Below are 26,321 nucleotides of genomic sequence, written 5' to 3'. Positions count from 1 at the left end.
GGATAAACAGGTAAGGAGAACAAGACAAAGCAACGAAGAAAGCGAGCGTTTCTCTTCTGCACAAAAACCCCCCTGACCACAAAAGTCAGGGGGTTCCTTTGCTATTTCTTCCGAATCTGGCTGCTTTCTTCATACAATTTGGAGCGTTCTTTGATCCACTGGAAGGCGTAGGTGCAAATGACTTTGAGCACGGCGTAGCCAGGCACGGCGACAAGGATGCCGACGATGCCGAACAAGTTGCCGGCGGTCAGGATCACAAAAATGATGGTAATCGGATGGACGTGCAGGTTTTTCCCCATAATTTGCGGGGAGATGAACTTGCCTTCAATGAGCTGGACAATCGTCCAGACGGCAATCATCTTTAGAAGCATGATTGGCGATGTGACAAGCGCGATAATGAGCGCCGGCGTAATGGCTATGGCCGGACCGACATATGGAACGACGCTCGTAAAGGCCGCCATGACCGCAAGTGTTAACGAATAATCGAGCCCGATGATTAAATAGCCGATGTAAAGCAACACACCAATGCAAAAGCTGACAATGATTTGCCCGCGAATGTACGAGCTGATCTGATGGTTGATGTCGCCAAGCACCTCAAGGGATTTTCCACGCAAGCGAACTGGCAGAAAATGAACGAAGTAGCCGGGCAATTTCTTGCCATCCTTCAACAGGTAAAACAAGATGAAAGGAAGCGTAATAATCGCCAGTACGACTTCCGTTACGGCACCGACGACGCTGAATACACGTTGTGTTGCATTGTCGAGAAAATCCGTAGCCCAGTTGGAAAAGCGCATCGCGATGCTTTGCAGGTCAATGTTGAGCGTCTCCTTCACGTCGAGAAAGATCGGACTGTACCATAACCCCGTAAGCTCCTGACTAAGTTGATTGACGTAGCTCGGGAATTTCTGAGCAATGTCCATCACCTGTTCTTGAATGAGCGGCAGCACGGCGACAATCAAAAGTGTAATGAGCCCAGCGATGAACAGAAACAGTGCGCAAATCGAATAAATTCGACGTATGCGGTAGCGCTCCATCAAGTCGACGACGGGATTTAGTAAATAAAAGGCGATACCTGCTAAAATAATTGGCAGGATGATGGTTTTCAGGAGTACGACAAACGGCTCAAATATAAATGAAATGTGCATGAGAACCATGACATTTAGGCCGAGGAGAAGCAGGATGAACAAAAACAGGACAAATCGATTGTTAAGGAAAAATTTTTTAAAACGTTCGCTCCAATTGGCTGGCATCACAGGCGTCCCTCGCTCTCACATATCTCTCTCTTTATTCTAATCAAAAAGCGAGCGGAAAGAAAGGAATCTTGTCTGAAATCCTCGTGTTTGGGACTTTTTTGTAAATGTGAGGGGGAAAGTAAAGAGGGATTTATCGAAATCAGACTCCAAGCCTGTGATTCGAGAAGCCCAATAGTGAGTGGAGGAAGAAAATTATCCCTTTACGAAGTTACAGCATCTATGGTAGGTTTAAAGCAGAGAAAAGCAAAAAAATGAACATGCATGCTTTGCTGTGATTCTGGGTATATTGAAAAAAGGACGATGCGTTAACATCGTCCAAAAAAGCAGATGCTAGCCTTATACAGTCGGCTCACTCAATTGTTTATCTGTTTTTGGAACCGCCCTTTTGCTTGCTACGGCGTTGAGAGCGGTTTTTCTTATGCCTTTTTTTCATGAATGAACGCTTGAGCCATTGAATGAGAAAGGAACATGCTTCCCGAATCATCGCTCTTGCGACTTCAATTAAAAGGAAAAGAATAAGAAATTCCATGAACTTCACCTCCTTTCTTCGGAAATATCCGAAAAGAGGGGTGAGCCAGCCCAAAGCCATATGGCACCTGCTTTAGCTAGTCTATCATAGGTTTTGAATGATTAGAATAGAGAGAAAATATATCGGTGTATGAGAAAAGAGCCCCTCAAAAAGGCTCTTTTTATGTGCCCTTTAGGGTGAAAGCTGCGTATGGCAGCTTGTATTAAAAGTAATCACAATAATGATATATCTAATACGTATCTGCCTTTGCTAAATGAAAGGAGCGAAAGTTGAGTTATAAACCATAGGTGTATTCTCACTAAAGAAGAATAGTTAACACTTCCACACAGAAATTCAGTCGAGAAATGTCGAACGATCGCGACAGACTTAAAGAATACTTAACTTGATGTTCTTGAAACAGAACGGTGCAATCTGCGGAAAAACATGGATTTCCTTTATTGCTTTAAAAGAAAGCGATTACATAAGAAGGCGTAAAGAACAACAAAAATTGACATAAAGTTAAAAAACAAAACGGACATTGTGGTCTACAATAAGAGGAGTTAATCGACAACACATGACTTTCGTCCCGAAAAATTGCATTGGTTTTTATGGAAATCGGAAGAATCGTTGGGAAAATGTGCTATAATACTCTGTAGCTAAACACCAAAATGCGACAGTGTATACGGAGGGTATTATGGAGGAAACGATTTCGTTGCGGGATTTGCTGGACACGTTGAAAAAGCGCCTTTGGCTTATCGTGGCCATCACACTCGCAGCCACAGGCATCAGTGCCGTCATCAGTTTGTTTGTTTTAACGCCAATGTATCAGTCAACCGCGCAAATTCTTGTCAATCAGCAGAGTGAAACAACGCAATACGATCCGAACAGCATTCGGACGAGCCTTGAACTTATCAATACATACAAAGTCATTATTCAGAGTAATACGATTGTTGAGCCAGTTGCCGAACAAGTAGGCGCCGGACTAACACCAGATGAGCTATCAACAAAGATCACCGTCAACTCACAGGAAAATTCACAGGTTGTCGGCATTTCTGTTGAAGATGCGGATCCAGTCTTGGCCGCAGCGATCGCGAACACGACGGCTGTCGTCTTTCAAGAGACGGTTCCTCAGTTATTCGGTACGAACGTGGAAAATGTGTCCATTCTTTCAGAAGCGCAAGTAGAAAATGATCCCGTCAGCCCACGCATCGCACTCAACGTTGCGATTGCCTTTGTGGTCGGTCTGATGGCAGGCGTCGGCTTGGCCTTTCTGTTGGAATACTTCGATAACACGCTTAAAACCGAAGAGGACATCGAACGTCATCTCGAGCTGCCAGTGCTCGGTGCTGTCACGCAAATTGACCTTGAAAAAGAAGTCGCTGCTACCCCAGCCACTACTGGACGATTGACACGGAAGGAGCGACAGCATTATGAGCAGAAAGCTCAATAAGTCCATCCAAGCGATTAAGCAGCGCAGCTTAATCACGTTTCGCAATCCGAAATCGCCCGTGTCAGAGCAGTATCGAACGATTCGTACGAATATTGAGTTTTCCGCTGTGGATGCGAATGTGCAGACGATCATGGTGACGTCATCAGGACCAGAAGAAGGCAAATCAACGACCGCGGCCAATATGGCAGTCGTTTTTGCTCAGCAAGGCAAGCGCGTTCTGCTCATCGATGGCGACTTAAGAAAGCCGACGGTGCATTATACGTTCCATTTAGAAAACAGCTTCGGTCTCACGAGCGTGCTCACGAAACAAAGCACGGTCGAGCAAGCCTACGTCAAAAGCGAGATCGACTCACTCGACATTCTGCCAAGTGGTCCCGTGCCGCCGAACCCTGCCGAGCTGCTTGGCAGTCAGGCAATGCACATTCTAATGAGCGACCTTCGCAAAACGTACGACATCGTCATTTTTGACACACCGCCCGTTCTCGCGGTCACCGATGCACAAGTGCTGGCGAATCAATGTGACGGGGTGGTTCTCGTCACAGCGAGCGGGAAAACGGAAGTGGAAGCCGCAAAAAAGGCAAAAGAGCTCCTCGAAAACGCACGAGCCAAGCTGCTAGGCGTTGTGCTGAATCAAAAACCAGTCAAGCAAAGCAACTATTATTACTACTATGGACGCAACTAAAAGTATCTAATATTTACAAAGAAAGCATTTTCATTGGAAGTATACTATGGTAGGATCAATTGTATAGGCATTTGGTCCTATCCAAAAAGGAGAGATGGGCTGTGATCGACCTTCACTGCCATATCTTGCCCGGCGTTGATGATGGCGCACAAACGTTGGACGACAGCATCGCAATGGCGAAAGCTGCCGTTCAAGAGAACATTACAGCCATTGTGGCCACGCCCCATCACGCCAATGGGAGTTATGATAATGATCGTGAAAAAATTATCGAACGCGTGAATTTATTGAATCAGGCACTCGTCGATGAACGACTGCCACTCACAATCTTACCTGGTCAGGAAACGCGCATCTTCGGAGACATTGTCGAGGCGTATGAGCAAGGCGAGCTGATCACATTAAACGATACAAACAAATACGTATTCGTCGAATTTCCGTCCGGTGACGTGCCCGCTTACAGCGAACGCGTTCTATACGATTTAATGCTCAAAGGACTGAAGCCAGTCATCGTACACCCCGAACGCAACAAGGCAATCATTGAACAGCCGGACAAGCTTTACCGGCTGGTTAAAAAAGGCTGCATTGCGCAAGTCACTGCAGGATCCCTCACAGGTCATTTCGGCAAAAAAATAAAAATGTTTAGCTTTCAACTGCTGGAGCATGGTCTTGCTCATCTCGTTGCCAGTGATGCGCACAATACAAGCACGCGCGGATTCCACTTGGCAGAGAGTTACGATGTGCTTGACGATGAATTTGGCCTCGACATGGTCATGATGCTCAAGGAAAACGCCGAGCTCACCGTCGACGGCCGTATGCTGCATGTCGAAATGCCATCCAGAATCAAACGCAAGAAAATTCTCGGGCTGTTCTAGCAGACAGGCGCTAGTAACGGCAAGGACGCGTCAACCCTCCATGACGGAGAACGCGCCCTTTCTTTTGGAAGTAAACTAGTTCTAATGAACGCCAACCTTGCGACTAGTTCGTAACGGACATGTCTCCTCGCCGTTATCCACGGAGGCACTCGGCTATGCTGTGGGACAACTTCCAAGAAGCTGCCCTTAGACGCGCTCGTTGTCAAAAGTATGGTGTGAGGTAGGGTTGAATGCCCTAGGGAGAAATCCCGTTTCTATGAACTGAAATTTCGAAACGTTTCGTTTGATATAGTGTCAAAGTCATGAAAAATTGATAGAACATCTAGCTGAGAAGTGTCTTAGAGGTAAGGACTTTTGGGCTGGGTGTTTTATTGTTGAAACGAGGGAGGAAACGATGAAACGAGTACGAAAAGCAATCATTCCAGCCGCCGGATTAGGGACGCGGTTTTTGCCAGCGACAAAAGCAATGCCAAAAGAAATGCTTCCAATCGTTGACACACCGACAATTCAGTACATCGTCGAAGAAGCGATCGCATCAGGCATTGAAGACATCATTATTGTCACAGGCAAAGGCAAGCGTGCCATCGAAGACCATTTTGATATGGCGCCTGAGCTTGAATTGAATCTCGCTAATAAAGGCAAACATGAATTGCTGCAACGGGTGCAGCATTCCACCAATTTAGCCAATATTCATTACATACGACAGAAAGAACCAAAAGGTCTCGGGCATGCGATCTGGTGTGCACGCAACTTTATCGGCGACGAGCCTTTTGCTGTGCTGCTTGGAGATGACATTGTCCAGAGCGAAACCCCATGTTTGAAACAACTCATCCAACAGCATGAACAAACGCTTTCGTCCGTCATTGGCGTGCAAAACGTGAACGAAAACGAAACACATCGCTACGGCATTATTGACCCTGTAGTGGACACGATGACTGAACGTCGGGCAGAAGTGAAAAGTCTAGTTGAAAAACCAGAACCAGGCACGGCACCTTCCACTATGGCCATTATGGGACGTTATGTTCTCACACCAGAAATCTTTCTCTATTTGAACAAACAACAGGTTGGCACAGGTGGAGAAATCCAACTTACGGATGCCATTCAGGATCTGAACTACATCCAGCGCGTGTTTGCTTATAATTTTGAAGGCACGCGGTATGACGTGGGCGAAAAGCTCGGCTTTGTGAAGACGACGCTTGCGTTTGCTTTGCAGGATGAGGAGTTGCGGGAAGAAGTTGCGGCGTATATGCGCTCATTAGTGAGCGATGCCGAAGCGAAGAAGGTTTTGTATCCGTCTTAGTGCAGTGGCTATTCACAAGGAAGGAGGGATTGGATGAGCAAAACGATACAAAAACGACTACTCGTACTCATATTCTTTGACTCCTTAATTGTCTCTTTCTCCATTTACATGTCGCACTTTTTTCTCAATCCTTATGTCACGGCATTTGATTTCATGATGCTCGTCTCTGCAACGGCTTTATTGTTCACGCATCATTTATTTTCGTGGATTTATAAGATGTACAAGAAAGTTTGGCAATACGCAAGCTTGGAAGAATTATTAGGGTTAATTAAAGTCGTCAGTCTGTCGATTGGTACGACGGCCATTGTTCAAGGAATCTTTTTTGGAGAGATTTATCAACGGGCGCTGATCATTACGTGGATGCTGCACATTCTTCTTTTGGGCGGAGTTCGCTTTATGTGGCGGTACTATAAAACCAACAGCTTCAAAACAAGGGCGACATCCAAAAAAGAGAAAGCAAACGATGAAAAGACAAAAACAAAAACGATCATTATCGGGGCAGGCTCCTCCGGACAAATGCTTGCACGGCAAATCAAAAAAAGTGCGGACTGGCGAACTGAGCTTGTCGGCTTTGTGGATGATAATGAACGCCTTCATACATTAACTATTTCCGGCTATCCTGTGTTTGGCGAAATCAGACACTTAACGCATTTTGTAGAGAAATACCATGTCACCCATGTCGTCATCGCCATGCCATCAGCGTCCAGAGAGCGGATCAAGGACATCATTACATTGGCGCAAGCATGTGTGAAAAACGTGCAAACCTTGCCGATGATTGAAGACATTGCCCTTGGGAACATTTCTGTCAAACAGATTCGCGATGTGTCGATTGAGGACCTGTTGGGAAGAGAGCCTGTTGAGCTCGATATTACGTCGATTTCACGTGAGATTCAGGGTGAGACCATCCTCGTTACCGGAGCAGGAGGTTCGATTGGTTCGGAAATCTGCCGCCAGCTGCTTCCGTTTAATCCGGCAAAACTTGTGTTGTTGGGACACGGGGAGAACAGCATTTATGCGATCCATATGGAACTTGGCGCACTGGCTGTCCCCACAGAGCTGGTCACGGTGATCGCAGATATTCAGGACAAGGAGCGGATGATGGACGTGATGTTTACGCATCAGCCGGCTTACGTCTACCATGCCGCTGCACACAAACATGTTCCCTTGATGGAAGAGAACCCAAGAGAAGCTGTCAAAAACAATGTGCTCGGCACAAGGAATGTTGCGGAAGCCGCAGGAATGTCAGGCGTGAAGACATTTGTGCTCGTGTCATCGGATAAAGCTGTCAACCCTACCAACGTCATGGGGGCGACAAAACGATTGGCAGAAATGGTTGTGCAAACGATGAACCAAAAAAGCCCAACCAAATTTGTCGCTGTCCGTTTCGGGAACGTCCTCGGAAGCCGGGGCAGCGTGATTCCGCTGTTTAAAAAGCAAATCGAAGCCGGCGGCCCAGTAACCGTCACCCATCCGGACATGACGCGCTATTTCATGACCATTCCTGAAGCGTCCCGATTGGTGTTACAAGCCGGCGCCTTAGCAGATGGCGGCGAAATTTTCGTCCTCGATATGGGCGAATCCGTCAAAATCGTCGACCTAGCCAAAAACCTCATTCGCCTTTCCGGATTTTCGGTCGAAGAGGTCGGCCTAACATACACTGGCATTCGCCCCGGCGAAAAAATGTTTGAAGAACTGCTGAACGAAGCAGAAATAGATCCAAACCCAGTGTTCCCGAAGATTTTTGTCGGCAGAACCGTGCCGTTTGAATTCGATCAGGTGGAAACGGTGGTCAGTGATGTGAACGAGCTGGAGTATGGAAGGTTGCGAGAGATTTTGTTGGGATTGGCGAATAGTAAGAATACGTTAGAGATGAGTCGTTGAGGTTTTGGAAGAACGAAAGCCCAGTGAAGGACTTTGAAAAATGAAAGAAGAGAAGCTGGGTAAGTGTGGTCTTAAACTAAATCGACCTTTTAGTGGTCTAGTAGTTGGTTGGAATGGAGGAATACAAATTCTAATGAAGTCCTAATCTACTAAAGGGAACAAACATGAAGGAGTGTATCTTGGTGTATATGAAAGGTAAACGATGGGGAGATGTCATTCTTTCACTGATTGGAATGATCATTTTATCGCCGATTTTTTTAATTATAATTATTGCTATGAAGTTTGATTCAAGAGGCCCTGTTCTGTTTAAGCAGAAACGTGTGGGCATCAACAAAACACATTTCAATATATTAAAATTTCGTACGATGAGAATCGAAACACCGAAGGACACGCCAACTCACCTATTAAGTCATCCAGAACAGTACATCACAAAAATGGGTAAACTCTTGAGAAAAACCTCGCTTGACGAGCTTCCGCAGATTTGGAATATATTTGTGGGACAGATGAGCATTATAGGGCCGAGACCAGCACTATGGAATCAGTATGATTTGATTGCTGAAAGAGACAAATATAAAGCTAATGATGTACTGCCTGGATTAACAGGTTGGGCACAGATTAATGGTCGTGATGAGCTTCCTTTAGAAGTGAAAGCGAATTTGGATGGGGAGTACGTTGAGAATATTAGCTTTCGTATGGATGTAAGGTGCTTCATTGGAACCATCTTTAGTGTTGTTAAGAGTGAAGGTGTTGTTGAAGGTAGGACTGGAGTAGAGCATGAAGTTGCAGGTACTAAGAAGACAGGTACTTGATAAACTTAAATTGAGTAATAGAGGTGTTAAAATGCTTTTAGTCACCGGAATCACGGGTCATACAGGAAGGTACTTTTTACAAGAACTTATTATTAATAATTATGAAGGTCCTATTCGTTGTATTGTTAGGGAATCATCCGATACTTCTCTCATAGATAAAAGTGGATTGGAAATAGAGAAATTTATCGGTGATCTTAGAGATGAAGCATTTCTAGATAAGTGTATGAAAGGTGTTAATAAAGTGGTTCATATTGTGAACATTAGACACACCCTCCCACTAATACAAGCAGCTATCAAGAATAATGTGCAGAGAGCGATCTGTGTGCATACAACTGGTATATATTCTAAATTTCGACTGGCTTCAGAAGAATATCAGATTATTGAAGACAAACTTAAAGATATACTTTCTGAAACGGAAATTAATATTACTATATTGAGGCCAACCATGATTTATGGGGATCTTGTTGACCGTAACATGAGTAAGTTTATCAAGATGGTGGACAAATTAAGGTTTTTTCCTATTGTTAATAATGGCAAAGGCCTAATTCAACCTGTAAACGCGAGAGACCTTGGTAAAGCATACTACAATGTTTTAATGATACCTGATGAGAAAGTGAAGTTTGAGTATGTATTATCAGGGGATAAACCTATAGCTTTGTTAGATGCTTTTAAGCTAATTAATAAATATCTAAATAAAAAAACAACGTTTATAAGTTTCCCTTTAGGTTTTAGTGTGTTTATAGCTAAATCCTTAAGACTATTTACAGCTGGAAAAGTTGATTATATTGAAAGAGTTCAGCGAATGAGTGAGGATCGATGTTTCTCTCACGAAGAGGCAAAAGCAGATTTTAAATATACTCCAGAACCTTTTGAATACGGAATAGAAAGGGAGGTTAGGGAATATCTAAACAAACAGCAGGTGGGGTAGATATGAGAAAGAGAATATTAATTTTATCTAATCACTTTATAACTTTATATAACTTTAGGAAGGAATTAATTTTAAAACTAGTTGAGGACGGACATGAGGTATTTATTTCAATGCCTAAAGATACCGACAATATTTTCTTTACTAATATGGGATGTAAGGTTATTGATACCCCGGTTGACAGGCGGGGCATTAATCCTATAAGGGATTTCAAATTGATTTTGAGATATATAAATATAATGAATAGGATAAAACCAGATATTACTTTTTCATATACAATTAAACCGAACATATATGGATGTATAGCCTCTAATCTCACGAAAAATAAACAAGTGAGTAATGTTACTGGCACAGGGGCTACTTTTCTAAAGAAAAATTTAATTAGTAATATAGCGGGATTCTTATACAAGATTTCGTTTAAAAGATCGTATAAGGTATTTTTTCAAAATTATGGTGATAGAGATTATTTTGTTGAGAATCATATGGTGAAAAATAATTATGCAATGATTCCTGGTTCTGGGGTGAATTTAAAACAGTATGAACTATGTAATTTACCACCAGAGAATCATATGAATTTTTTATTTATCGGCAGAGTGATGAAATTAAAAGGCATTGATCAGTACCTTATGACTGCAAAAAATATAAAGCAAGTTTATCCAAATACAAACTTCTACATTGCAGGTTTTATTGAGGAAGATTCATATAAAGCAATCATAAATGACTATGTAGAAAAAGGTATTGTTAATTATATTGGTTTTCAGAAGGATATTAAATCATGGATCCAAAAATGCCATTGTACTATTTTACCCTCTCATGGCGGAGAAGGAGTACCAAATGCACTCCTAGAATCTGCGGCTATGGGCAGAGTTTGTATTGCTTCTAAAATAAGTGGCTCTGAAGATGTCGTAGATGAAGGGGTAACAGGCTTTCTGTTTGAGCCTGGTAATGCATTGGATCTAATAAATAAAGTGGAAATCTTTATAAAATTAGATTTCGAGACAAAAAAGCAGATGTGTTTAGAAGCTAGGAAAAAAGTAGAGAATGAATTTGATAGACAGTTAATAATTAGAGCCTATTTAAGTGAAATACAGACAAGTATATAGTCTAACTTTTATCATTTATAAATGGTATGAACTTTTAACGTTACCTCTGATAATGAAATAAAATGTGTAATAATTATTAGAAGCAGTGATTTTACTAAGATTTCCTTGTAAGCGCAAGAACAAAATATAATATGAGTTTGATAGAACTACTTTAGTAAAAGCAGATCTTTACAAGACAGAAAGAAATTTGGTGAATAAGTTTGGATTATAAGAAAATTATTAAGAATAAAGAGTTGAGGTTTAAGATATTACGTCATTTAAAGATAATACCTGATGCATGGATGCTAAAGATCCAATATAAAATAAAGATGGGTAGGCAAGTTGATCTAAAAAAGCCACAACGATGGACTGAAAAGCTTCAGTGGTACAAGATCCACTATAGGACAACTATTATGACACAATGTGCGGATAAATATGAGGTGCGTAATTATATTAAATCCAAAGGTTTAGAAAATATTTTAGTTGAGCTTTATGCCGTCTATGACAATTCTGAGGAAATTAATTTAGACTCATTGCCTCATAAGTTCGTCATGAAAACTACAAATGGTAGTGGTACAAACATTTTATGTAAGAATAAATCATTAATACAAATAGATAAACTTAAAAGGTCCTTAAACACCTGGATGGTTAGGGATTATTATTCTTTAGGGCGTGAATGGTCATATAAAAACATTACACCGAAAATAGTAGTTGAAGAATACTTAGAAGATGAAAGCAATATTTATGAAGGGATAAATGATTATAAGTTTATATGTTTTAATGGAAAGGCAAAGTATATTGTACTTGATGTTGATAGACAAATCTCACATAAAAGAAATATTTACGATACTAACTGGAATTTAATTGATGTGAGTACGGATTATCCTAATTTTGGAGATGTAATTCCAATGCCGGACCACCTAAATGAAATGTTGGCAATCGCTGATGAACTTTCAAAGGATTTCCCATTTGTACGTGTAGATCTTTATTATGTTAATGGTAAGGTTTATTTTGGTGAATTGACATTTTATCCATGGACAGGATATGTTCAATTTAAACCAGATAAATTTGATTTTATTTTAGGTGAACAATTTGAATTGCCTGCTTTAATTCATAACTAATTCAATTCACAAGGATTTTATAATTTAAGAATTAATTAAAGAAACATGAAGAGATTAAAAATACTATAAGTTACATGTGGTTGAGAATGAACCGAATCGCTACACTTTTGGATAATCCGGCACAACTCAGTAAATTGTATCCATACTCATCGTGGAATTCAACAACACCTGATAATAACTATGATACGTTTGAGTTATTGTTCAACTTTATATTATGAAATTCAGGTCGGAGGATCTTACATCTAATTCAAAAATTTATAGGAAAAACGCTAAGGTGAAATGACATTTTATGTGATTAAATCTCATATAGGAATATTTAGGCAGGAGTTTGAATTATCGTAAAAGGAGGATAGAAAATATTGAAAAAAATTGTAGTGTTGATGTCCACGTACAATGGAGAAGAGTATATCAAAGATCAAATAGAAAGTATCTTATCTCAAACTTATAATAATTTAGAACTGATTGTAAGGGACGATGGGTCTACTGATTCAACAAAAAAAATCTTGGAAAGTTATTCATTAAAAGGGGATTTATCTTGGTATAGTGGAGAGAATATAAAGCCTGCTCTTAGTTTTATAAATCTAGTAAAAAAGGCGCCGCGAGCAGATTATTATGCTTTTTCTGATCAAGATGATGTATGGGACAGTGATAAAATAGAAATAGCTTTAGACTTTCTCGATAAAAAACAAACGAATATTCCGATTTTATATTGCTCAACAACAAGGCTTGTGGACAAAAAATTAAATGTGATAAGGCAATCTAGTAAAAATAACTATAGATTAACTTTTGGAGAATCCTTGGTCCAAATTCCATCTCCTGGTTGTACATATGTCTTCAATAATAAAGCGAGGGAGTTACTTCATTATCAACAGCTTAGGGACGTTTATATGCATGATGCCCTGCTGTATAAACTTGTAATAGGTTTGGGTGAAGTGATATTTGATAAAACCCCACATATAAGCTATCGTCAGCATGAAAATAACGTTGTTGGAAATGAAAGATCAATTTACAAAAAAAACTATAAAAGATTCAAGAGGTTTTTCTTTACTAACGAACCTAATAAAAAGCACATAATGGCTTGTCAAATTAAATCAACATACGGTCATTTATTTATAGGAGAAAATTTTGATTCACTTGAAATTTTTGTGGGATATAGGCGATCTTTTATAAAAAGGCTAAGATTAGCTTTTAATAAAGACATTAAATCGGCTAGTAAAGTTACAAATGTTTTCTTAATTATACTGTCTATACTTGGGAAATTGTAATTTGCAAACGTCATTGGTTTATCGAGATTTAATAAAAACTAGTGAATTAATGAAGAGGGAGTTTAACATGATTGTTGCAGTTATAATAACTTATAACCCGGAAATAGAGAGATTGAAAGAAAATATTAATGCAATTATAAAGCAAGTGGATAAAACTATTATAATCGATAATTCATCAAGTAATATTGAGCAAGTTCAATCACTAATTAAAGATTTTAACATTGACATGTTTAAAAATCCTAACAACTTAGGGATTGCAAAAGCTATTAATCAGGGGATAGATTATGCTTTTAAGAATACCTATTCATGGATATTAACTTTAGATCAAGACAGCATTTGTTCAGAGAATATGATAAATGAAATGAAAAATGTTATAAATAACGATCACTTGAATAAAAACTTAGGGATAGTGGCTCCAAATATTATTGGTAATAATTTCAATATATCGTCTTCCATTAATAATATTTCTAACCCTACAACTGTTTTCACATCTGGAAGCTTAATGAATGTTAATATGGCGGTCAGTGTTGGTGGAGCTCTTGAAAAATTGTTTATTGACTATGTAGACCATGAATTTTGCTTACGTATTAAAAAAAATGGCTATAATATTGTGAAAATAAGTACTGCACAGTTAAATCATCAGCTAGGTGAATTAAAAAAACATAGTTTTTTTGGAAGAAATATCAATACTACAAATCATAGTCATATTAGGAGATATTATATTTATAGGAACTTTATTTATGTGATTAAACGATATTGTATTTTTTTTCCTGGTTGGTGTTTACTGGAATTATTAAGAAAAACAAGAGGAATTATCACTATCATTTTATTTGAGAAGCAAAGAATGACGAAGTTGAAATATATTGCTAAAGGTTTAAAAGATGGTTTGTATTCCAAATACTCAAGAATCAGTTGAATATAGGCAAAGTAACAAATAAATGACTTGAGGAGAGAAAATGTCAAAAGTAAGCATAATATTACCTGCATATAATGTTGAGCAATTTATTGGTGAATGTTTAATTTCACTTGTTAACCAAACATTTAAAGATATTGAAATAATAATAGTCAATGACGGGTCAAACGATAGTACTCTTAAGATAATAGAAAATTGGAGGGGAAAGGATAACAGGATAGAGGTTATTAACACACACAATTATGGGGCAGGTTCAGCAAGAAATAGAGGATTACGTTTTGCCAAATCTGAATATGTCATTTTTATTGATCCAGATGATTCGTGTGAAGAAACAATGATTGAAGAGTTATATTCTGCAATTATTAAACATGATGTTGACATAGCGATATGTAACTATTACGAAGTCAAGGAAAAAGGTAGGATTAAGATGGTGGTGGGAGGTCCTTATAATAAGAAAATATTAAATAAAGACGAAAAGAATGTCTTGTTTAATGTGAATCCTACTCCATGGAATAAACTTTTTAGAAGAAAACTATTGATTGAAAATAATATAAAATTTCCCGTGGATTTCAGAAGAGAAGATTTATTTGTAATTAGTTGTTCATTAATGATGGCAAACAGTATTGTATGTATTGAAAAGCCTCTTTATAACTACAGAGTACTAAGGCCAGGTAGTGCAACACAAGCAAATGCAAAAACGTTAACAGATGTATTGGAGATACTAAAATTAATAAAAGAGTATGCAATAAGTAACAACATATATAATTACTGGTTTGAAGAAATTGAGATGATAAGCTTAAAGTACGGAATAATGTGGTATAAGATATCACTAAATAATTGTAGTTTTAAAAATATAAGAAAATACAGATATGATTATATCAATTTTTTTAGAAGTAACTTTAATCATTTTAAATCTAACAAGTATTATATTGAGCAAAATGGAAGTGTGAGTGTGCAACGGAAAATACTCGACAATTTTCTATTTACAAAAGTGGGTCCCTATTTTATTTATTTAATATATAAGTTAAAAAAAGAAATAAAGAGGAAAAAAGATCTATGATTTTTTATGGCCTTTTGGCGATTCTAACTAGTATCTTTGCGACTATTACTGCAAAGTGTAAAGATAATATATCAAGAGGAGTTATGCTTTTTATAACAGTCTTTACACCTTCATTTTTTGCTGCTGTAAGGTACGGTATTGGCACAGATTATTTTAGCTATAAGCAAGGTTTTACTAATCTAGAACTAGGCTGGGGTAGCAATTCTGAAATAAGCTACAAGATAATTAGTGAATTAATAATTATGTTAGGTGGGGACTTTCAACTTCTTTTATTTATAATAGAAGCGATTACAGTTCTTTTCATTTATTTTGCCCTCGATTACCACAAAAAACATCTAAACGTAGGTATAGGAATGTTTGTTTTTATGTTGTTATTCTATCAAATGTCCTATAATACGATGTTACAAGTCACAGCTATGGCTATTATATTATATAGCATAAGATATATCTTAGAGAAAAGATTAATTTTATTTTCTCTTTTTGTATTATTAGCCGTTACTTTTCACTTTTCAGTTTTGGTTATATACCCCTTCTATTTTATATATCAGTTAATTGGTAGTAATAAAAAACTAGATAAATTTATTAGGATTATTCTCTATGTATTAATACTATTTATCTCATATTATTATGACATAATATTGACTGGCCTAGTCCCTGAGCATTATAAGCATTACTTGCAAAGAGATCCCTCATTAGAATTAGGCTTTGGGGTCTTAATATTAAATTTGCCTTATATAGTGGCTGCTAATTATTTATATAGAAAGTTTAAAGAAAATTGTAATGTGTTTATTTTTTACTATTGTACTTACTTTGTAGGTTTCATTTTAAATTTTTCGATTTATTACGCAAGCACATTCGCATATAGATTGTCTTGGAATTTTATTATAGTACAAATCATTTTGCTGCCATATCTTATCGAAAAATTTTGGGGGAATAAGAGGTACTTTTTTGGTTGGTTGTTAGTATTTTTTATAATTTTCACTTGGTGGTATCGTTATTTTTATGCACAGAATGACGAAACAGTGCCGTATGAATGGATTTTTAATGTATAACTTTAATTATAAATAGATTAGTTTTTCTAATTTGTGAGTGGAAGAAACAATGAGGGTGAGAATAGAGAGGGCATAAGGAATAGTCAATGAAACCAATAATTGGAATACTATTACGAAAAAGTTTTGTGAGAAATGTAGTATTAATGATAACCGGAACAGCATCAGCTCAATTAGTCTCATTGGTATTAACTCCGGTAATATCCCGTATTTATGGGCCAGAAGCATATGGCTTAATGGGTGTATTTATATCAATTATAGGAATTCTTTCACCAATAGCGTCATTAACTTATCCTATAGCTATTGTACTTCCTAAAACTGATAATGATGCTATAGGGTTAATCCGACTTTCTTTATTGATCTCGACTTCAATTGCGACGTTTGTAGTTATTCAATTAACATTATTTAATCAACAAATAGCTGAAATATTTCATATTGAAGATCTAGCGTCATTTTTATATCTTATTCCTCTAGTAATTTTTTTCGCTGGATTATATCAGGTTGTTGAACAATGGCTTATCCGAACAAAGCAATTCAAAGTCACAGCTAAAGTTACATTTTTACAATCTTTAATAGTACAAGGCAGTAAAGTTGGTATTGGATTTATGTATCCATTTCCTTCAATACTTATTGTTTTAACAGCCTTCAGTCAAGCATTAAGAGCAGTTCTAATGATAATATTCTCAGATAAAAAAAACTTAAATAATCATTTGTCTAACCAATCATCTATAAAGGATCTTGCTAAAAAATATAAAGACTTTCCAATATATAGAGGACCACAATCATTTTTAAACTCAGTGTCTGAAAATATTCCAATCTTAATGTTGACAAGCTTCTTTGGTCCTGCTTCTGTAGGATTCTATACTATTTGTCGGACAGTGCTAGCCATTCCCACACAACTTATTGGCAAATCTTTGGGTGATGTTTTTTATCCTCGCATTTCTGAAGCTGCTAATAATGGCGAAGATCTTGGTAACTTGAATAAGAAAGCAACTAATATACTTATATCAATAGGTGTCGTTCCGTTCGGGCTAGTTATTTTGTTTGGTCCTGGGCTATTCGAGTTTGTGTTTGGAGAGGAATGGTTAATAGCTGGAAAATATGCTAGGTGGATAGCCTTATGGAGTTTTTCAACCTTTATCCTACAGCCTAGTATAAGAGCCTTGCCAGTGTTAAATGCTCAAGCATTACATCTAAAATACACTGGCTTTTCCTTATTAATTAGGAGTTGTGCTCTTGCATTTGGATACTATGCGTTTTCTAGTGATTTAATAGCAATTGCATTATTTGGAGTTTTAAGTGGGATATTAAATATTGTATTAATTATTGTTACATTTAGAATTAGTAAAAAGCGTTCTGATGTCTTAGTATCTACGAAATCATAGAATCTATAAAGGTGATTTTTCAATAAGTCAAGAACAATATACAAGCGAGGAAACTGAAAGGAGCTTTGTAAATGAAAGGTATTATTTTAGCAGGCGGCAGTGGTACTAGACTTTACCCATTAACAATGGTAACAAGTAAGCAATTACTCCCAGTCTATGATAAACCAATGATTTTTTATCCTCTATCAACCTTAATGCTAGCAGGGATTAAGGATATATTAGTTATTTCAACCCCAGAGGATACTCCGCGCTTTGAGTCTCTGTTGGGTAACGGTTCACAATTCGGTTTAAATCTAAAATATAAAGTTCAACCAAGACCTGAGGGATTAGCTCAGGCTTTTTTAATTGGTGAAGAATTTATTGGAAATGATTCTGTTGCCATGATTTTAGGGGACAACATTTATTATGGTAGTGGTATGAGGAAAATACTTCAACGTGCAGCTAGCAAAGAAAGTGGTGCTACTGTATTTGGGTATCATGTCCAAGACCCACAACGCTTTGGGGTTATGGAATTTGATAAGAATGGTAAGGTAATTAGTGTAGAAGAAAAACCGAAAGTTCCAAAATCCAACTATGCTGTAACTGGATTATACTTTTATGATAACCGTGTAGTCGATATCGCTAAAGATATTCAGCCTTCTGAACGTGGTGAACTTGAAATTACGTCAATAAATGAAGCGTACTTAAAAATGGGAGACCTAAATGTCGAGTTGTTAGGAAGAGGCTTTACTTGGTTGGATACAGGAACGCATCAAAGCTTAGTTGCTGCGACTAATTTTGTTAAGACAGTAGAAGAACATCAAGGAATTAAAATTGCTGCTCCTGAGGAAGTTGCTTTTATTAATGGTTGGATTACTAAGGAACAGTTATGGGAGTGCGGTGAAAAACTTAGTAAAACTGGTTATGGCCAATATTTAATGAAAGTTGCCAATGGAGAAATTCAATATTAAGCATAGAAAGAAGAGGATACCTAATGAAAATTACGAAGACCATTTTAGATGGTGTGGTCATTTTAGAACCTAATGTATTTGGAGATCACCGCGGTTGGTTTATGGAAACATACAATGAAACAAAATTTATTGATGCAGGGAAAGATGTAAACTTTGTTCAGGATAATCATTCTTTCTCTGCAGCAAAAGGTACTCTTAGAGGGCTGCATTTTCAATTAAATCCGAAAGCACAGACAAAATTGGTACGTTGTACTAAGGGAGCAATTTATGATGTAGCGGTTGATATACGAAAAGGTAGTTCAACATATGGAAAATGGTTTGGTTTAGAATTGACTGAAGAAAATAAAAAGCAATTACTAATACCAAAAGGATTTGCACATGGTTTTATGACTTTAACTGAAGATACGGAAGTTCAATATAAAGTGGACGAGTTTTATGCTCCTGAGTGTGACAGAGGTATCATTTGGAATGATCCTGACCTTGGCATAGAATGGCCAATGGAACTAAAGCCAATATTATCAGAAAAAGATGAAAAGGCCCCATTACTAAAGGATGCGGAAAGTTTCAATGATGGGCAGTGAAACTATGAAGATTTTAGTCACTGGATATACAGGCCAACTGGGGTATGACGTTGTTCATCACGGGTTGCACCATGGTTTAGACATGGTGGGTATAGGATCTAAGGATTTAGATATAACGAATAGAGAAGAAGTTTCTCAGTATGTTAAAAAATTGAAACCAGATGCAATTATCCACTGTGCAGCGTTTACAGCTGTTGATAAAGCTGAAGATGATATTGATGCATGCCAATATGTCAATGTTGATGGTACAGCAAATTTGGCAGAAGTGTCTAAGGCATTAGGTGCAAAGTTTATGTATATAAGCACAGATTATGTGTTTAGTGGTGAAGGAGATACGCCATTTATTGAAACTGATGAACCTAATCCAATTGGGCAATATGGGAGGTCAAAGCTTCAAGGTGAAGAAGTTGTAAGACAATTATTGGATCACTGGTTTATTGTTCGCATTTCATGGGTGTTTGGTATCAATGGTAACAACTTTGTTAGGACAATGCTGCGATTAGGAGAAACTCGACACGAATTAAATGTTGTCGATGATCAGTTCGGTTCACCAACGTACACATCGGATTTGGCAAGATTATTATTAGATATGATTAGAACCGATAAATATGGAATATATCATGCTTCCAATGAAGGTTATTGTAGCTGGGCCGACTTTGCAAAAGAGATATTTAGACAAGCTAATATGAATGTAAAAGTGAATTCTATCTCATCAGAGGAATACCCTACAAGAGCCACAAGACCAAAAAATTCGCGAATGTCAAAGCAAAAACTGACTGATAATGGTTTTGTTCTATTACCATCATGGCAGGATGCAGTAGCGAGATACCTCAAACAATTATCACAGGAGGTAAAATAAATGCCAAAGAAAAAAGTCCTCGTCACTGGAGGAGCAGGATTTATTGGTGGGAATTTTGTGCAATACATGATTCATAAATATCCCCAATACGATATTTATAATTTAGATTCGTTGACATATGCAGGTGATTTAACAAAGCACCGTGAAATTGAAACAAAGAAAAATTATCATTTTATTAAAGCCGATATTGCGGATCGAGAACAAATAATACCTCTTTTTGTACAAGAGAAGTTCGATTATGTGGTGCATTTTGCAGCGGAAAGCCACGTTGACCGTTCAATCACAGATCCTGAAGTATTCATCCGAACGAATGTACTAGGGACTCAAGTATTATTGGATGCCTCAAAGCACATTGGTGTTACAAAATTTGTTCATGTATCCACAGATGAAGTTTACGGGGAATTAGATTTTGACCCGACGACATTTTTTACAGAAGAAACCCCAATACAACCAAACAGTCCCTACAGTGCAAGTAAAGCATCGTCTGATCTATTAGTCCGTGCATATCATGAAACGTATGAATTGCCAGTCAATATAACCCGTTGTTCAAATAACTACGGTCCTTATCATTTTCCTGAGAAGCTGATTCCATTAACGATATCTAGGATATTGAATGATCAAAAGGTTCCAGTATACGGTGATGGAAAGAACATTCGTGATTGGTTACATGTAATTGATCATTGTACTGCTATTGATCTCGTTATGCATGAGGGTATAAACGGCGAGGTTTATAATGTAGGTGGACATAACGAGCAGACAAATTTAGAAGTGGTTAAGACGATTATTAGAGCATTAGGTAAATCAGATGACTTAATAGAGTTCGTAAAGGACCGACTTGGCCATGATAAAAGATATGCGATTGATCCTACTAAATTAGAAAAATTAGGGTGGAAGCCAACGTATACCTTTGAAACTGGTATTGATCAGACGATTCAATGGTATTTAGATAATAAAGAATGGTGGGAGCATATTATTAGCGGAGAGTATCAAAGTTATTTCGAAAAACAATATAGTATCTAAAGCCCCTTACTATTAAAGAAGGAAGGCATAATTATGTACAAAATAGCAGTAGCAGGAACAGGATACGTCGGCCTAGTGGCCGGCGTTTGTTTTGCTGAAATTGGTCATCAAGTCACCTGTGTTGATATTGATGAACAGAAAGTAGACCTAATGAAATCTGGCGTTTCACCAATCTTCGAAACAGGTTTAGAAGAATTAATGCAAACGAATTATGCTGCTGGCAGAATTACTTATACAACTGACTTCAAAGCCGCCTATCAAGAGGCAGATGCCATCTTTATTGGTGTTGGGACACCTGAACAACCGGATGGTTCTGCTAACCTATCCTACATTGCTACAGTGGCCAGGCAAATTGCTGAATCGGTTGAGAATGACTGCCTCGTCGTTGTTAAATCGACGGTACCTGTTGGAACAAATGATAAAGTCGAGCAGTTTATACAGGACTTCCTAGTCAAAGACGTAAAGGTAGAAGTCGCCTCAAACCCAGAATTTTTAGCGCAAGGATCAGCTGTTCATAATACGCTTCATGCTGAGAGAATCATCATCGGAACAGAAAGTAAATGGTCAGAGGAATTATTAACGAAAATATACGCACCGTTTCATTTACCGATTGTTTCAGTAAATAGAAGATCGGCAGAAATGATCAAATATGCGTCCAATGACTTCCTTGCCTTAAAGATCTCTTATATGAACGATATTGCTAACCTTTGTGAATTGGTTGGCGCGGATATTCAGGATGTGGCTAAGGGAATGAGTTATGATGAGCGTATTGGCAGTAAGTTCTTAAATGCAGGGATTGGCTTTGGTGGATCGTGTTTCCCTAAAGATACAAAAGCGCTTGAGTATATCGCAAAACAGAACGGGTATGAACTCAAAACGGTGAAAGCTGCAATTGATGTAAACAAAGAGCAGAAAACAATGCTATATAAGAAAGCAAGCAAAAGGCTAATCACCTTAAACGGCTTAAAAGTAGCTGTGCTAGGGTTGACGTTTAAGCCTGGAACGGACGATTTAAGAGAAGCAGCGTCTCTTGAAAATATACCTTTATTGTTGGAACAAGGTGCAGATATCTATGCTTATGATCCTGTGGGAGCAGAGAGCTTTGCTAAAGTTCATCCAGAAGGCAAGCAAGGAAAAGGAAGCATTACTTATGTGTCCCACATTGAACATGCTTTGGAAGAGGCAAATGTCTGCTTTGTTTTTACTGAATGGGGAGATGTCAAAGCAGTAACGCCAGAAACGTTTAAGAAATTAATGAGAACACCATTGGTTTTTGATGGTCGGAACATGTATCGAGTAGAGGATATGCAGGAAGCTGGAGTAGAATATCACTCCATCGGAAGAAAACCTGCATCTAGAGTATCTGTTAAGGAGTCTAATAATTATGAATTGCAAAACTATTGATAGTGGTAAAATATATTTAATTACTGGAGCAGCAGGTTTTATCGGGTACTACTTAGCTAAAAATCTACTAGAACAGGGTTGCCAGGTGATCGGTGTTGATAACGTCAACGACTACTATGATGTGAATCTTAAACACACTAGGTTAGGAAAGTTGGAACCATACGAGAAGTTCACCTTTATTAAAGGCGACATAGCAGACAAGAATCTGGTTATGGAGACTTTTGAAAAGTACAAGCCAAATATTGTCGTAAACCTAGCTGCTCAGGCAGGGGTAAGGTATTCAATAGAGAATCCGGATGTCTATATTCAAAGTAATATCATTGGCTTTTACAATATCCTTGAGGCTTGCAGAAGTCATCCAGTAGACCATCTTGTCTATGCCTCATCTAGTTCAGTTTATGGAGCAAATAAAAAAGTTCCTTTTGAAGAATCAGATCATGTGGACAATCCAGTTTCACTTTATGCATCCACGAAAAAATCGAATGAATTAATGGCACATACATATAGCCACCTATATAAGATTCCCGCTACAGGACTTCGATTCTTTACGGTTTACGGACCTATGGGTCGACCAGACATGGCCTACTATGGTTTTGCAAATAAGTATTTCGCAGGACAACCAATCAAGATCTTCAATAATGGCGATTTTGAGAATGATCTTTACCGAGACTTTACGTATATTGATGACATCATCGAAGGAATTGAACGAATATTAAGCAATCCGCCTGAAGGTGACGTTCAACATAAAGTCTTCAATATCGGAAACAACAGCCCAGAGAAACTCATGGTATTTATTGAAACGTTAGAAACGGCCTTAAGCAAAGCACTAGGCAAAGAAGTACAATTTGAAAAGATCTTTGAACCGATGCAGCCAGGGGATGTACCAGCGACGTATGCTTCGACAGATCAATTGCAAAAAGCTGTTGGCTTTAAACCGGAGACATCAATTGAAGAAGGACTGCAGAAATTTGCTGATTGGTATGTGGAGTATTATGGGGTGGAGAGGTTTAGGTAAGTAGGTAGAAGCGAGTGTAAAATTATAATGATTTTTGAAGGAGGGCCTTTTTTGAATATATTATCTCGATCTTATGAAATTATTAAAGATGCACCAAAAGAAATTGCTTGGGAAGACTATGAGACAAAATCCAAGGAAGAATTTTATACATTGCTTAGTTCATCAAGCGACAATGAAGCGGTATTCCAAAACTTTTTTGAAGAAAATCCTTCATATATGCCTGGTGCACTAGAATTGTTTGGACAATCTGGACACTATCCTTTCATGCATTCTTTAGTATCGCAACCTCGAATTGGTTCGTCCTATACCCGCATTCCTGATTTTGTTTGGTTGGCACAAAATAGTCTCGATTTTTCGCCTGTTTTTGTTGAAATAGAAAAACCGTCTAAATTGATGTTTAACAAAAGCGGGAGTACTAAGGCTGAATTCACACAAGCTATTGATCAAATATATGAATGGAAGTCCATATTAAAAAAGCCGGCAAATCAGCTATTGTTGTTCGATTTCTTTAACATACCACAGGAGATAAGAGAGAAAAACTTCAAACCTCAATTTTTGCTAATTTATGGGAGGAGAGAAGAATATGAGAATAAAGAATTGTTAAGAGATAAAAGAGCTACAATGCGCCAGGAAAATATTGATATCATGTCATTTGACAGACTTCGACCCATTAGAGATTATTATCAATTCATCACGAGTACGGTATGGAATAAAGAGTATCGAGTAAAAAGTATTGCTCCTACATTTAAATATCGTCCAGATTGTGCACAGGAGCTTGCTTCAGTTAGAGATTTTAAGGAAGCAATAAAAAACATGAGACATACTTCACCGGAGAGGAAAGAGTTTTTAGAAATGAGATATGATTATTGGGTCGAATTTAGTAATTCAGATCAAAAGGGTCTAATACATAGCGGAGAAGGAGAGTGATCTTAAGAGGGAATTTCGGATACTGTGGCTCTATTAGATTCATCGTCAATCTCCATGGAAAAATCAAGAAAAAACTCGGAACTTCATGAAGTTGCCATTCAATATCTTTGGATAAAAAACTTATAAAATTCATAAATCACATTTTTATCTGTAAAATCAGTTTGTTATGCCGATATATATTAGGATACTAAAAAAAGGATAGGTGATAACAAATGAGAACAAAATACTTTGTTACGTTCGATAGTGAAGCTAAGCAGTGGAAGGTAAAGAAAACTGGTGCAGAAAAAGCTTCTGGTTTATATAATTTGAAAACAGAGGCGATAGATGCTGCGGTAACTTTTGCAAAGAACAATCAACCTAGTCAAGTCATAATAAAAAATAAAGATGGTAAAATTGAAGACGAACGTACATACGGTAATGATCCTTATCCCCCTAAAGGTTAAATCAGATTCAGTGACATGTTAATCTCTTAAACGAATTATGGAGAAAAAGGTCAAGAAAGACAAATTGATCTACTTTAAAGTGATCAGGGCCAGTTATGAATATTTTTTATAAATTCCATCCCGATTCTAAGTATACCCCGGAAGGGTATACTTAGAATCGGTTTGTCTAAAGTTATCATGTTTGAGCAAGTAAGTCCCTTATACAATATTTATGCCGCAACTGAGATAAATCCAAAAAGACGACAAAAAGTTAAGTCAATGGTGGTATCTAATTTTGCCATAATTAGTGATTTATTGTTGACTTTTGGCGTCTTTATTGTGAGTGTGGTTCTTTTTTTAAAGACTTCTTCTAACATTTGCGGTTTTAACCTTAGTATTTCTACTTAGGTCAAAAGGTTAATGAAGTAGAAAAATAAATACGACTGGAGCCACCATATATGATGATAAAAGAAAAGAGTATTAATCTGTATTTGATAGATGGAAATCCTAATGGGCTGATAAAGTGTACTTTAGCAAATTGGACAGGTCTCGCATATCGGATTCCGAGGACTGAACTTGAAAAGTGTCGAACTCGTAAAGACCTATCGCAAACGGGCATCTATTTCCTTTTTAGTACCTCTGAAGATAGCGGAGTAGACAGTGTTTATGTGGGACAAGCGGGTGTAAGAAAAAACGGAGAAGGTTTGCTGAACCGTTTGCTTGAGCATAAGAGAAGCTCCGAAAAGAATTATTGGACAGAAGCGATTGTCTTTACAACCTCTAATAATTCATTCGGGCCAACTGAAATAAGCTATCTTGAAAGCTGCTTTTTTAGCATGGCAAAAGCGGCCGAACGGTATGAAGTGAAGAACGGTAATGAACCGATGCCAGGTAATATTACAGAAGAGAAGCAAAGCGAATTGAAAGGGTTTATTGAATATGCAAAGATTGTTATGGGAACGCTCGGGCATAAGGTATTTGAAAAGCTGATTAATAGAAATTCTGATGACGATTCAAACATCATTTCTGAACGCAGTGATAATAATATGCTTTCTTTAGAGAGGAAGAGCAAGAAAAGCGATAAGAAAATACTAGCACATTGTGAACAGACCAATGAGGGCTTTGTTGTTCTAAAATGGAGCTTGATCGAAACAATTGATTCCAAAAGTATTCCATCTGGTGCAAAACTCAGAAGGGCACAGGGCCACTTTGATGGGCAAGGCATACTCAAAGAGAATATCCTTTTTAAAAGCCCTTCTGCTGCTTCTAGTTTTGTCATTGGTGGGCACACAAATGGCTTGGTGGAGTGGAAGGATAAGAACGGGGTGACGCTCAAGGAGATTATTGATAGGTAAGCATTTAGATGAGGGCAAACGATTCATCAATATCTGGACACGATTGAGCGTTAGTAACATTGTGGAGTAGGGTAGTGAAGTCAATTTTAAACCTGAAAGTGTGAACGACATAAGCAACCCAGGGAAAAGCATTATTAAAATAAGGTTCTACCTCGAAATCAGTGCTTGACACTTTACCCTGAAAGTTGATGCCGGTTACACTCAACTAAAATTCCCGCTTTGTAATAGTCGTGGTT

25 protein-coding genes are annotated in these 26,321 nt (G+C 37.8%); 23 read left to right on the top strand and 2 right to left on the bottom strand.

Annotation, left to right across the window (positions count from 1 at the left end; genetic code table 11):
- Positions 1 to 101 precede the first annotated feature (101 nt).
- On the bottom strand, positions 102 to 1,250 hold the full coding sequence (locus tag EV213_RS11635) for an AI-2E family transporter (RefSeq protein ID WP_133580716.1): 1,149 nt from the start codon (positions 1,248 to 1,250) through the stop codon (positions 102 to 104).
- A gap of 364 nt (positions 1,251 to 1,614) precedes the next feature.
- A complete protein-coding gene (locus EV213_RS20765; RefSeq protein WP_166639278.1) occupies positions 1,615 to 1,782 on the bottom strand; it encodes a hypothetical protein in 168 nt (55 codons plus the stop codon).
- A gap of 673 nt (positions 1,783 to 2,455) precedes the next feature.
- Here EV213_RS20765 and EV213_RS11630 point away from each other — a divergent pair.
- The 23 genes from EV213_RS11630 to EV213_RS11520 all read left to right on the top strand — a co-directional run bounded on the left by EV213_RS11630 (position 2,456) and on the right by EV213_RS11520 (position 26,085).
- Positions 2,456 to 3,211, top strand: a complete 756-nt coding sequence (locus tag EV213_RS11630) for a YveK family protein (RefSeq protein ID WP_133580715.1) — start codon at positions 2,456 to 2,458, stop codon at positions 3,209 to 3,211.
- A complete protein-coding gene (locus EV213_RS11625; RefSeq protein WP_133580714.1) occupies positions 3,192 to 3,893 on the top strand; it encodes a CpsD/CapB family tyrosine-protein kinase in 702 nt (233 codons plus the stop codon). The genes EV213_RS11630 and EV213_RS11625 overlap by 20 nt, the downstream gene beginning before the upstream one ends.
- Before the next feature lie 101 nt (positions 3,894 to 3,994).
- Entirely contained in the window at positions 3,995 to 4,762 is a 768-nt protein-coding gene (locus tag EV213_RS11620) for a tyrosine-protein phosphatase (protein WP_133580713.1), read from the top strand.
- A gap of 394 nt (positions 4,763 to 5,156) precedes the next feature.
- The gene (gene galU / locus EV213_RS11615; RefSeq protein ID WP_133580712.1) at positions 5,157 to 6,062 is read left to right on the top strand and encodes a UTP--glucose-1-phosphate uridylyltransferase GalU; all 906 of its coding nucleotides are present in this window, start codon (positions 5,157 to 5,159) and stop codon (positions 6,060 to 6,062) included.
- A gap of 33 nt (positions 6,063 to 6,095) precedes the next feature.
- Positions 6,096 to 7,943 (top strand): polysaccharide biosynthesis protein, encoded by a 1,848-nt coding sequence (locus EV213_RS11610; protein ID WP_133580711.1) that lies wholly within the window; start codon positions 6,096 to 6,098, stop codon positions 7,941 to 7,943.
- A 182-nt stretch (positions 7,944 to 8,125) separates the two neighbouring features.
- Positions 8,126 to 8,752, top strand: coding sequence for a sugar transferase (locus EV213_RS11605; protein ID WP_133580710.1), 627 nt, complete (start codon positions 8,126 to 8,128; stop codon positions 8,750 to 8,752).
- Positions 8,718 to 9,680, top strand: a complete 963-nt coding sequence (locus tag EV213_RS11600) for an SDR family oxidoreductase (RefSeq protein WP_208112746.1) — start codon at positions 8,718 to 8,720, stop codon at positions 9,678 to 9,680. Before EV213_RS11605 ends, EV213_RS11600 begins: the two co-directional genes overlap by 35 nt.
- 2 nt (positions 9,681 to 9,682) lie before the next feature.
- Positions 9,683 to 10,780, top strand: a complete 1,098-nt coding sequence (locus tag EV213_RS11595; protein ID WP_133580709.1) for a glycosyltransferase family 4 protein — start codon at positions 9,683 to 9,685, stop codon at positions 10,778 to 10,780.
- Between the two features lie 200 nt (positions 10,781 to 10,980).
- Complete coding sequence (locus EV213_RS11590; protein WP_243740074.1) at positions 10,981 to 11,880, top strand: ATP-grasp fold amidoligase family protein; 900 nt, start codon at positions 10,981 to 10,983, stop codon at positions 11,878 to 11,880.
- Positions 11,881 to 12,239: 359 nt separating this feature from the next.
- On the top strand, positions 12,240 to 13,145 hold the full coding sequence (locus EV213_RS11585; protein WP_133580708.1) for a glycosyltransferase family 2 protein: 906 nt from the start codon (positions 12,240 to 12,242) through the stop codon (positions 13,143 to 13,145).
- 67 nt (positions 13,146 to 13,212) lie between these two features.
- Complete coding sequence (locus tag EV213_RS11580) at positions 13,213 to 14,061, top strand: glycosyltransferase family 2 protein (protein WP_166639277.1); 849 nt, start codon at positions 13,213 to 13,215, stop codon at positions 14,059 to 14,061.
- 40 nt (positions 14,062 to 14,101) lie between these two features.
- Entirely contained in the window at positions 14,102 to 15,118 is a 1,017-nt protein-coding gene (locus EV213_RS11575; protein ID WP_133580706.1) for a glycosyltransferase family 2 protein, read from the top strand.
- Positions 15,115 to 16,170 carry an EpsG family protein gene (locus EV213_RS11570; RefSeq protein WP_133580705.1) on the top strand — a complete coding sequence of 352 codons (1,056 nt, stop codon included), beginning with the start codon at positions 15,115 to 15,117 and terminating at the stop codon, positions 16,168 to 16,170. Before EV213_RS11575 ends, EV213_RS11570 begins: the two co-directional genes overlap by 4 nt.
- 86 nt (positions 16,171 to 16,256) lie before the next feature.
- The gene (locus EV213_RS11565) at positions 16,257 to 17,552 is read left to right on the top strand and encodes a lipopolysaccharide biosynthesis protein (protein ID WP_133580704.1); all 1,296 of its coding nucleotides are present in this window, start codon (positions 16,257 to 16,259) and stop codon (positions 17,550 to 17,552) included.
- Between the two features lie 71 nt (positions 17,553 to 17,623).
- Entirely contained in the window at positions 17,624 to 18,502 is an 879-nt protein-coding gene (gene rfbA, locus EV213_RS11560; protein ID WP_133580703.1) for a glucose-1-phosphate thymidylyltransferase RfbA, read from the top strand.
- A gap of 23 nt (positions 18,503 to 18,525) precedes the next feature.
- Positions 18,526 to 19,083: a dTDP-4-dehydrorhamnose 3,5-epimerase gene (gene rfbC / locus EV213_RS11555; RefSeq protein ID WP_133580702.1), complete on the top strand. Its 558-nt coding sequence runs from the start codon at positions 18,526 to 18,528 to the stop codon at positions 19,081 to 19,083.
- 4 nt (positions 19,084 to 19,087) lie between these two features.
- Complete coding sequence (rfbD, locus tag EV213_RS11550; RefSeq protein ID WP_133580701.1) at positions 19,088 to 19,942, top strand: dTDP-4-dehydrorhamnose reductase; 855 nt, start codon at positions 19,088 to 19,090, stop codon at positions 19,940 to 19,942.
- A complete protein-coding gene (gene rfbB / locus EV213_RS11545; protein ID WP_133580700.1) occupies positions 19,943 to 20,962 on the top strand; it encodes a dTDP-glucose 4,6-dehydratase in 1,020 nt (339 codons plus the stop codon).
- 33 nt (positions 20,963 to 20,995) lie between these two features.
- The gene (locus EV213_RS11540) at positions 20,996 to 22,366 is read left to right on the top strand and encodes a UDP-glucose dehydrogenase family protein (RefSeq protein WP_133580699.1); all 1,371 of its coding nucleotides are present in this window, start codon (positions 20,996 to 20,998) and stop codon (positions 22,364 to 22,366) included.
- Complete coding sequence (locus EV213_RS11535; protein ID WP_133580698.1) at positions 22,347 to 23,381, top strand: SDR family NAD(P)-dependent oxidoreductase; 1,035 nt, start codon at positions 22,347 to 22,349, stop codon at positions 23,379 to 23,381. Before EV213_RS11540 ends, EV213_RS11535 begins: the two co-directional genes overlap by 20 nt.
- Positions 23,382 to 23,432: 51 nt before the next feature.
- On the top strand, positions 23,433 to 24,308 hold the full coding sequence (locus EV213_RS11530) for a Shedu anti-phage system protein SduA domain-containing protein (RefSeq protein WP_166639276.1): 876 nt from the start codon (positions 23,433 to 23,435) through the stop codon (positions 24,306 to 24,308).
- A gap of 212 nt (positions 24,309 to 24,520) precedes the next feature.
- Positions 24,521 to 24,751, top strand: a complete 231-nt coding sequence (locus tag EV213_RS11525) for a DUF2188 domain-containing protein (RefSeq protein WP_133580696.1) — start codon at positions 24,521 to 24,523, stop codon at positions 24,749 to 24,751.
- A 437-nt stretch (positions 24,752 to 25,188) separates the two neighbouring features.
- Positions 25,189 to 26,085: a GIY-YIG nuclease family protein gene (locus EV213_RS11520; protein ID WP_133580695.1), complete on the top strand. Its 897-nt coding sequence runs from the start codon at positions 25,189 to 25,191 to the stop codon at positions 26,083 to 26,085.
- The last annotated feature ends 236 nt before the right edge of the window (positions 26,086 to 26,321 follow it).

It is taken from the genome of Aureibacillus halotolerans, from assembly GCF_004363045.1.
GTDB classification, from domain to species: domain Bacteria; phylum Bacillota; class Bacilli; order Bacillales; family DSM-28697; genus Aureibacillus; species Aureibacillus halotolerans.
Note: the sequence above shows the minus strand (reverse complement) of the source record. Positions and strands in the feature narration are given on the sequence as shown.

What these genes read in the sequence shown, in the direction of transcription:
- EV213_RS11635 (WP_133580716.1), bottom strand. Translation starts at nt 1,250, where the DNA reads ATGCCAGCCAATTGGAGCGAACGTTTTAAAAAATTTTTCCTTAACAAT.
- EV213_RS20765 (WP_166639278.1), bottom strand. Translation starts at nt 1,782, where the DNA reads ATGGAATTTCTTATTCTTTTCCTTTTAATTGAAGTCGCAAGAGCGATG.
- EV213_RS11630 (WP_133580715.1), top strand. Translation starts at nt 2,456, where the DNA reads ATGGAGGAAACGATTTCGTTGCGGGATTTGCTGGACACGTTGAAAAAG.
- EV213_RS11625 (WP_133580714.1), top strand. Translation starts at nt 3,192, where the DNA reads ATGAGCAGAAAGCTCAATAAGTCCATCCAAGCGATTAAGCAGCGCAGC.
- galU (WP_133580712.1), top strand. Translation starts at nt 5,157, where the DNA reads ATGAAACGAGTACGAAAAGCAATCATTCCAGCCGCCGGATTAGGGACG.
- EV213_RS11610 (WP_133580711.1), top strand. Translation starts at nt 6,096, where the DNA reads ATGAGCAAAACGATACAAAAACGACTACTCGTACTCATATTCTTTGAC.
- EV213_RS11600 (WP_208112746.1), top strand. Translation starts at nt 8,718, where the DNA reads ATGAAGTTGCAGGTACTAAGAAGACAGGTACTTGATAAACTTAAATTG.
- EV213_RS11595 (WP_133580709.1), top strand. Translation starts at nt 9,683, where the DNA reads ATGAGAAAGAGAATATTAATTTTATCTAATCACTTTATAACTTTATAT.
- EV213_RS11580 (WP_166639277.1), top strand. Translation starts at nt 13,213, where the DNA reads ATGATTGTTGCAGTTATAATAACTTATAACCCGGAAATAGAGAGATTG.
- EV213_RS11575 (WP_133580706.1), top strand. Translation starts at nt 14,102, where the DNA reads ATGTCAAAAGTAAGCATAATATTACCTGCATATAATGTTGAGCAATTT.
- EV213_RS11570 (WP_133580705.1), top strand. Translation starts at nt 15,115, where the DNA reads ATGATTTTTTATGGCCTTTTGGCGATTCTAACTAGTATCTTTGCGACT.
- EV213_RS11565 (WP_133580704.1), top strand. Translation starts at nt 16,257, where the DNA reads ATGAAACCAATAATTGGAATACTATTACGAAAAAGTTTTGTGAGAAAT.
- rfbA (WP_133580703.1), top strand. Translation starts at nt 17,624, where the DNA reads ATGAAAGGTATTATTTTAGCAGGCGGCAGTGGTACTAGACTTTACCCA.
- rfbC (WP_133580702.1), top strand. Translation starts at nt 18,526, where the DNA reads ATGAAAATTACGAAGACCATTTTAGATGGTGTGGTCATTTTAGAACCT.
- rfbD (WP_133580701.1), top strand. Translation starts at nt 19,088, where the DNA reads ATGAAGATTTTAGTCACTGGATATACAGGCCAACTGGGGTATGACGTT.
- rfbB (WP_133580700.1), top strand. Translation starts at nt 19,943, where the DNA reads ATGCCAAAGAAAAAAGTCCTCGTCACTGGAGGAGCAGGATTTATTGGT.
- EV213_RS11540 (WP_133580699.1), top strand. Translation starts at nt 20,996, where the DNA reads ATGTACAAAATAGCAGTAGCAGGAACAGGATACGTCGGCCTAGTGGCC.
- EV213_RS11535 (WP_133580698.1), top strand. Translation starts at nt 22,347, where the DNA reads ATGAATTGCAAAACTATTGATAGTGGTAAAATATATTTAATTACTGGA.
- EV213_RS11525 (WP_133580696.1), top strand. Translation starts at nt 24,521, where the DNA reads ATGAGAACAAAATACTTTGTTACGTTCGATAGTGAAGCTAAGCAGTGG.
- EV213_RS11520 (WP_133580695.1), top strand. Translation starts at nt 25,189, where the DNA reads ATGATGATAAAAGAAAAGAGTATTAATCTGTATTTGATAGATGGAAAT.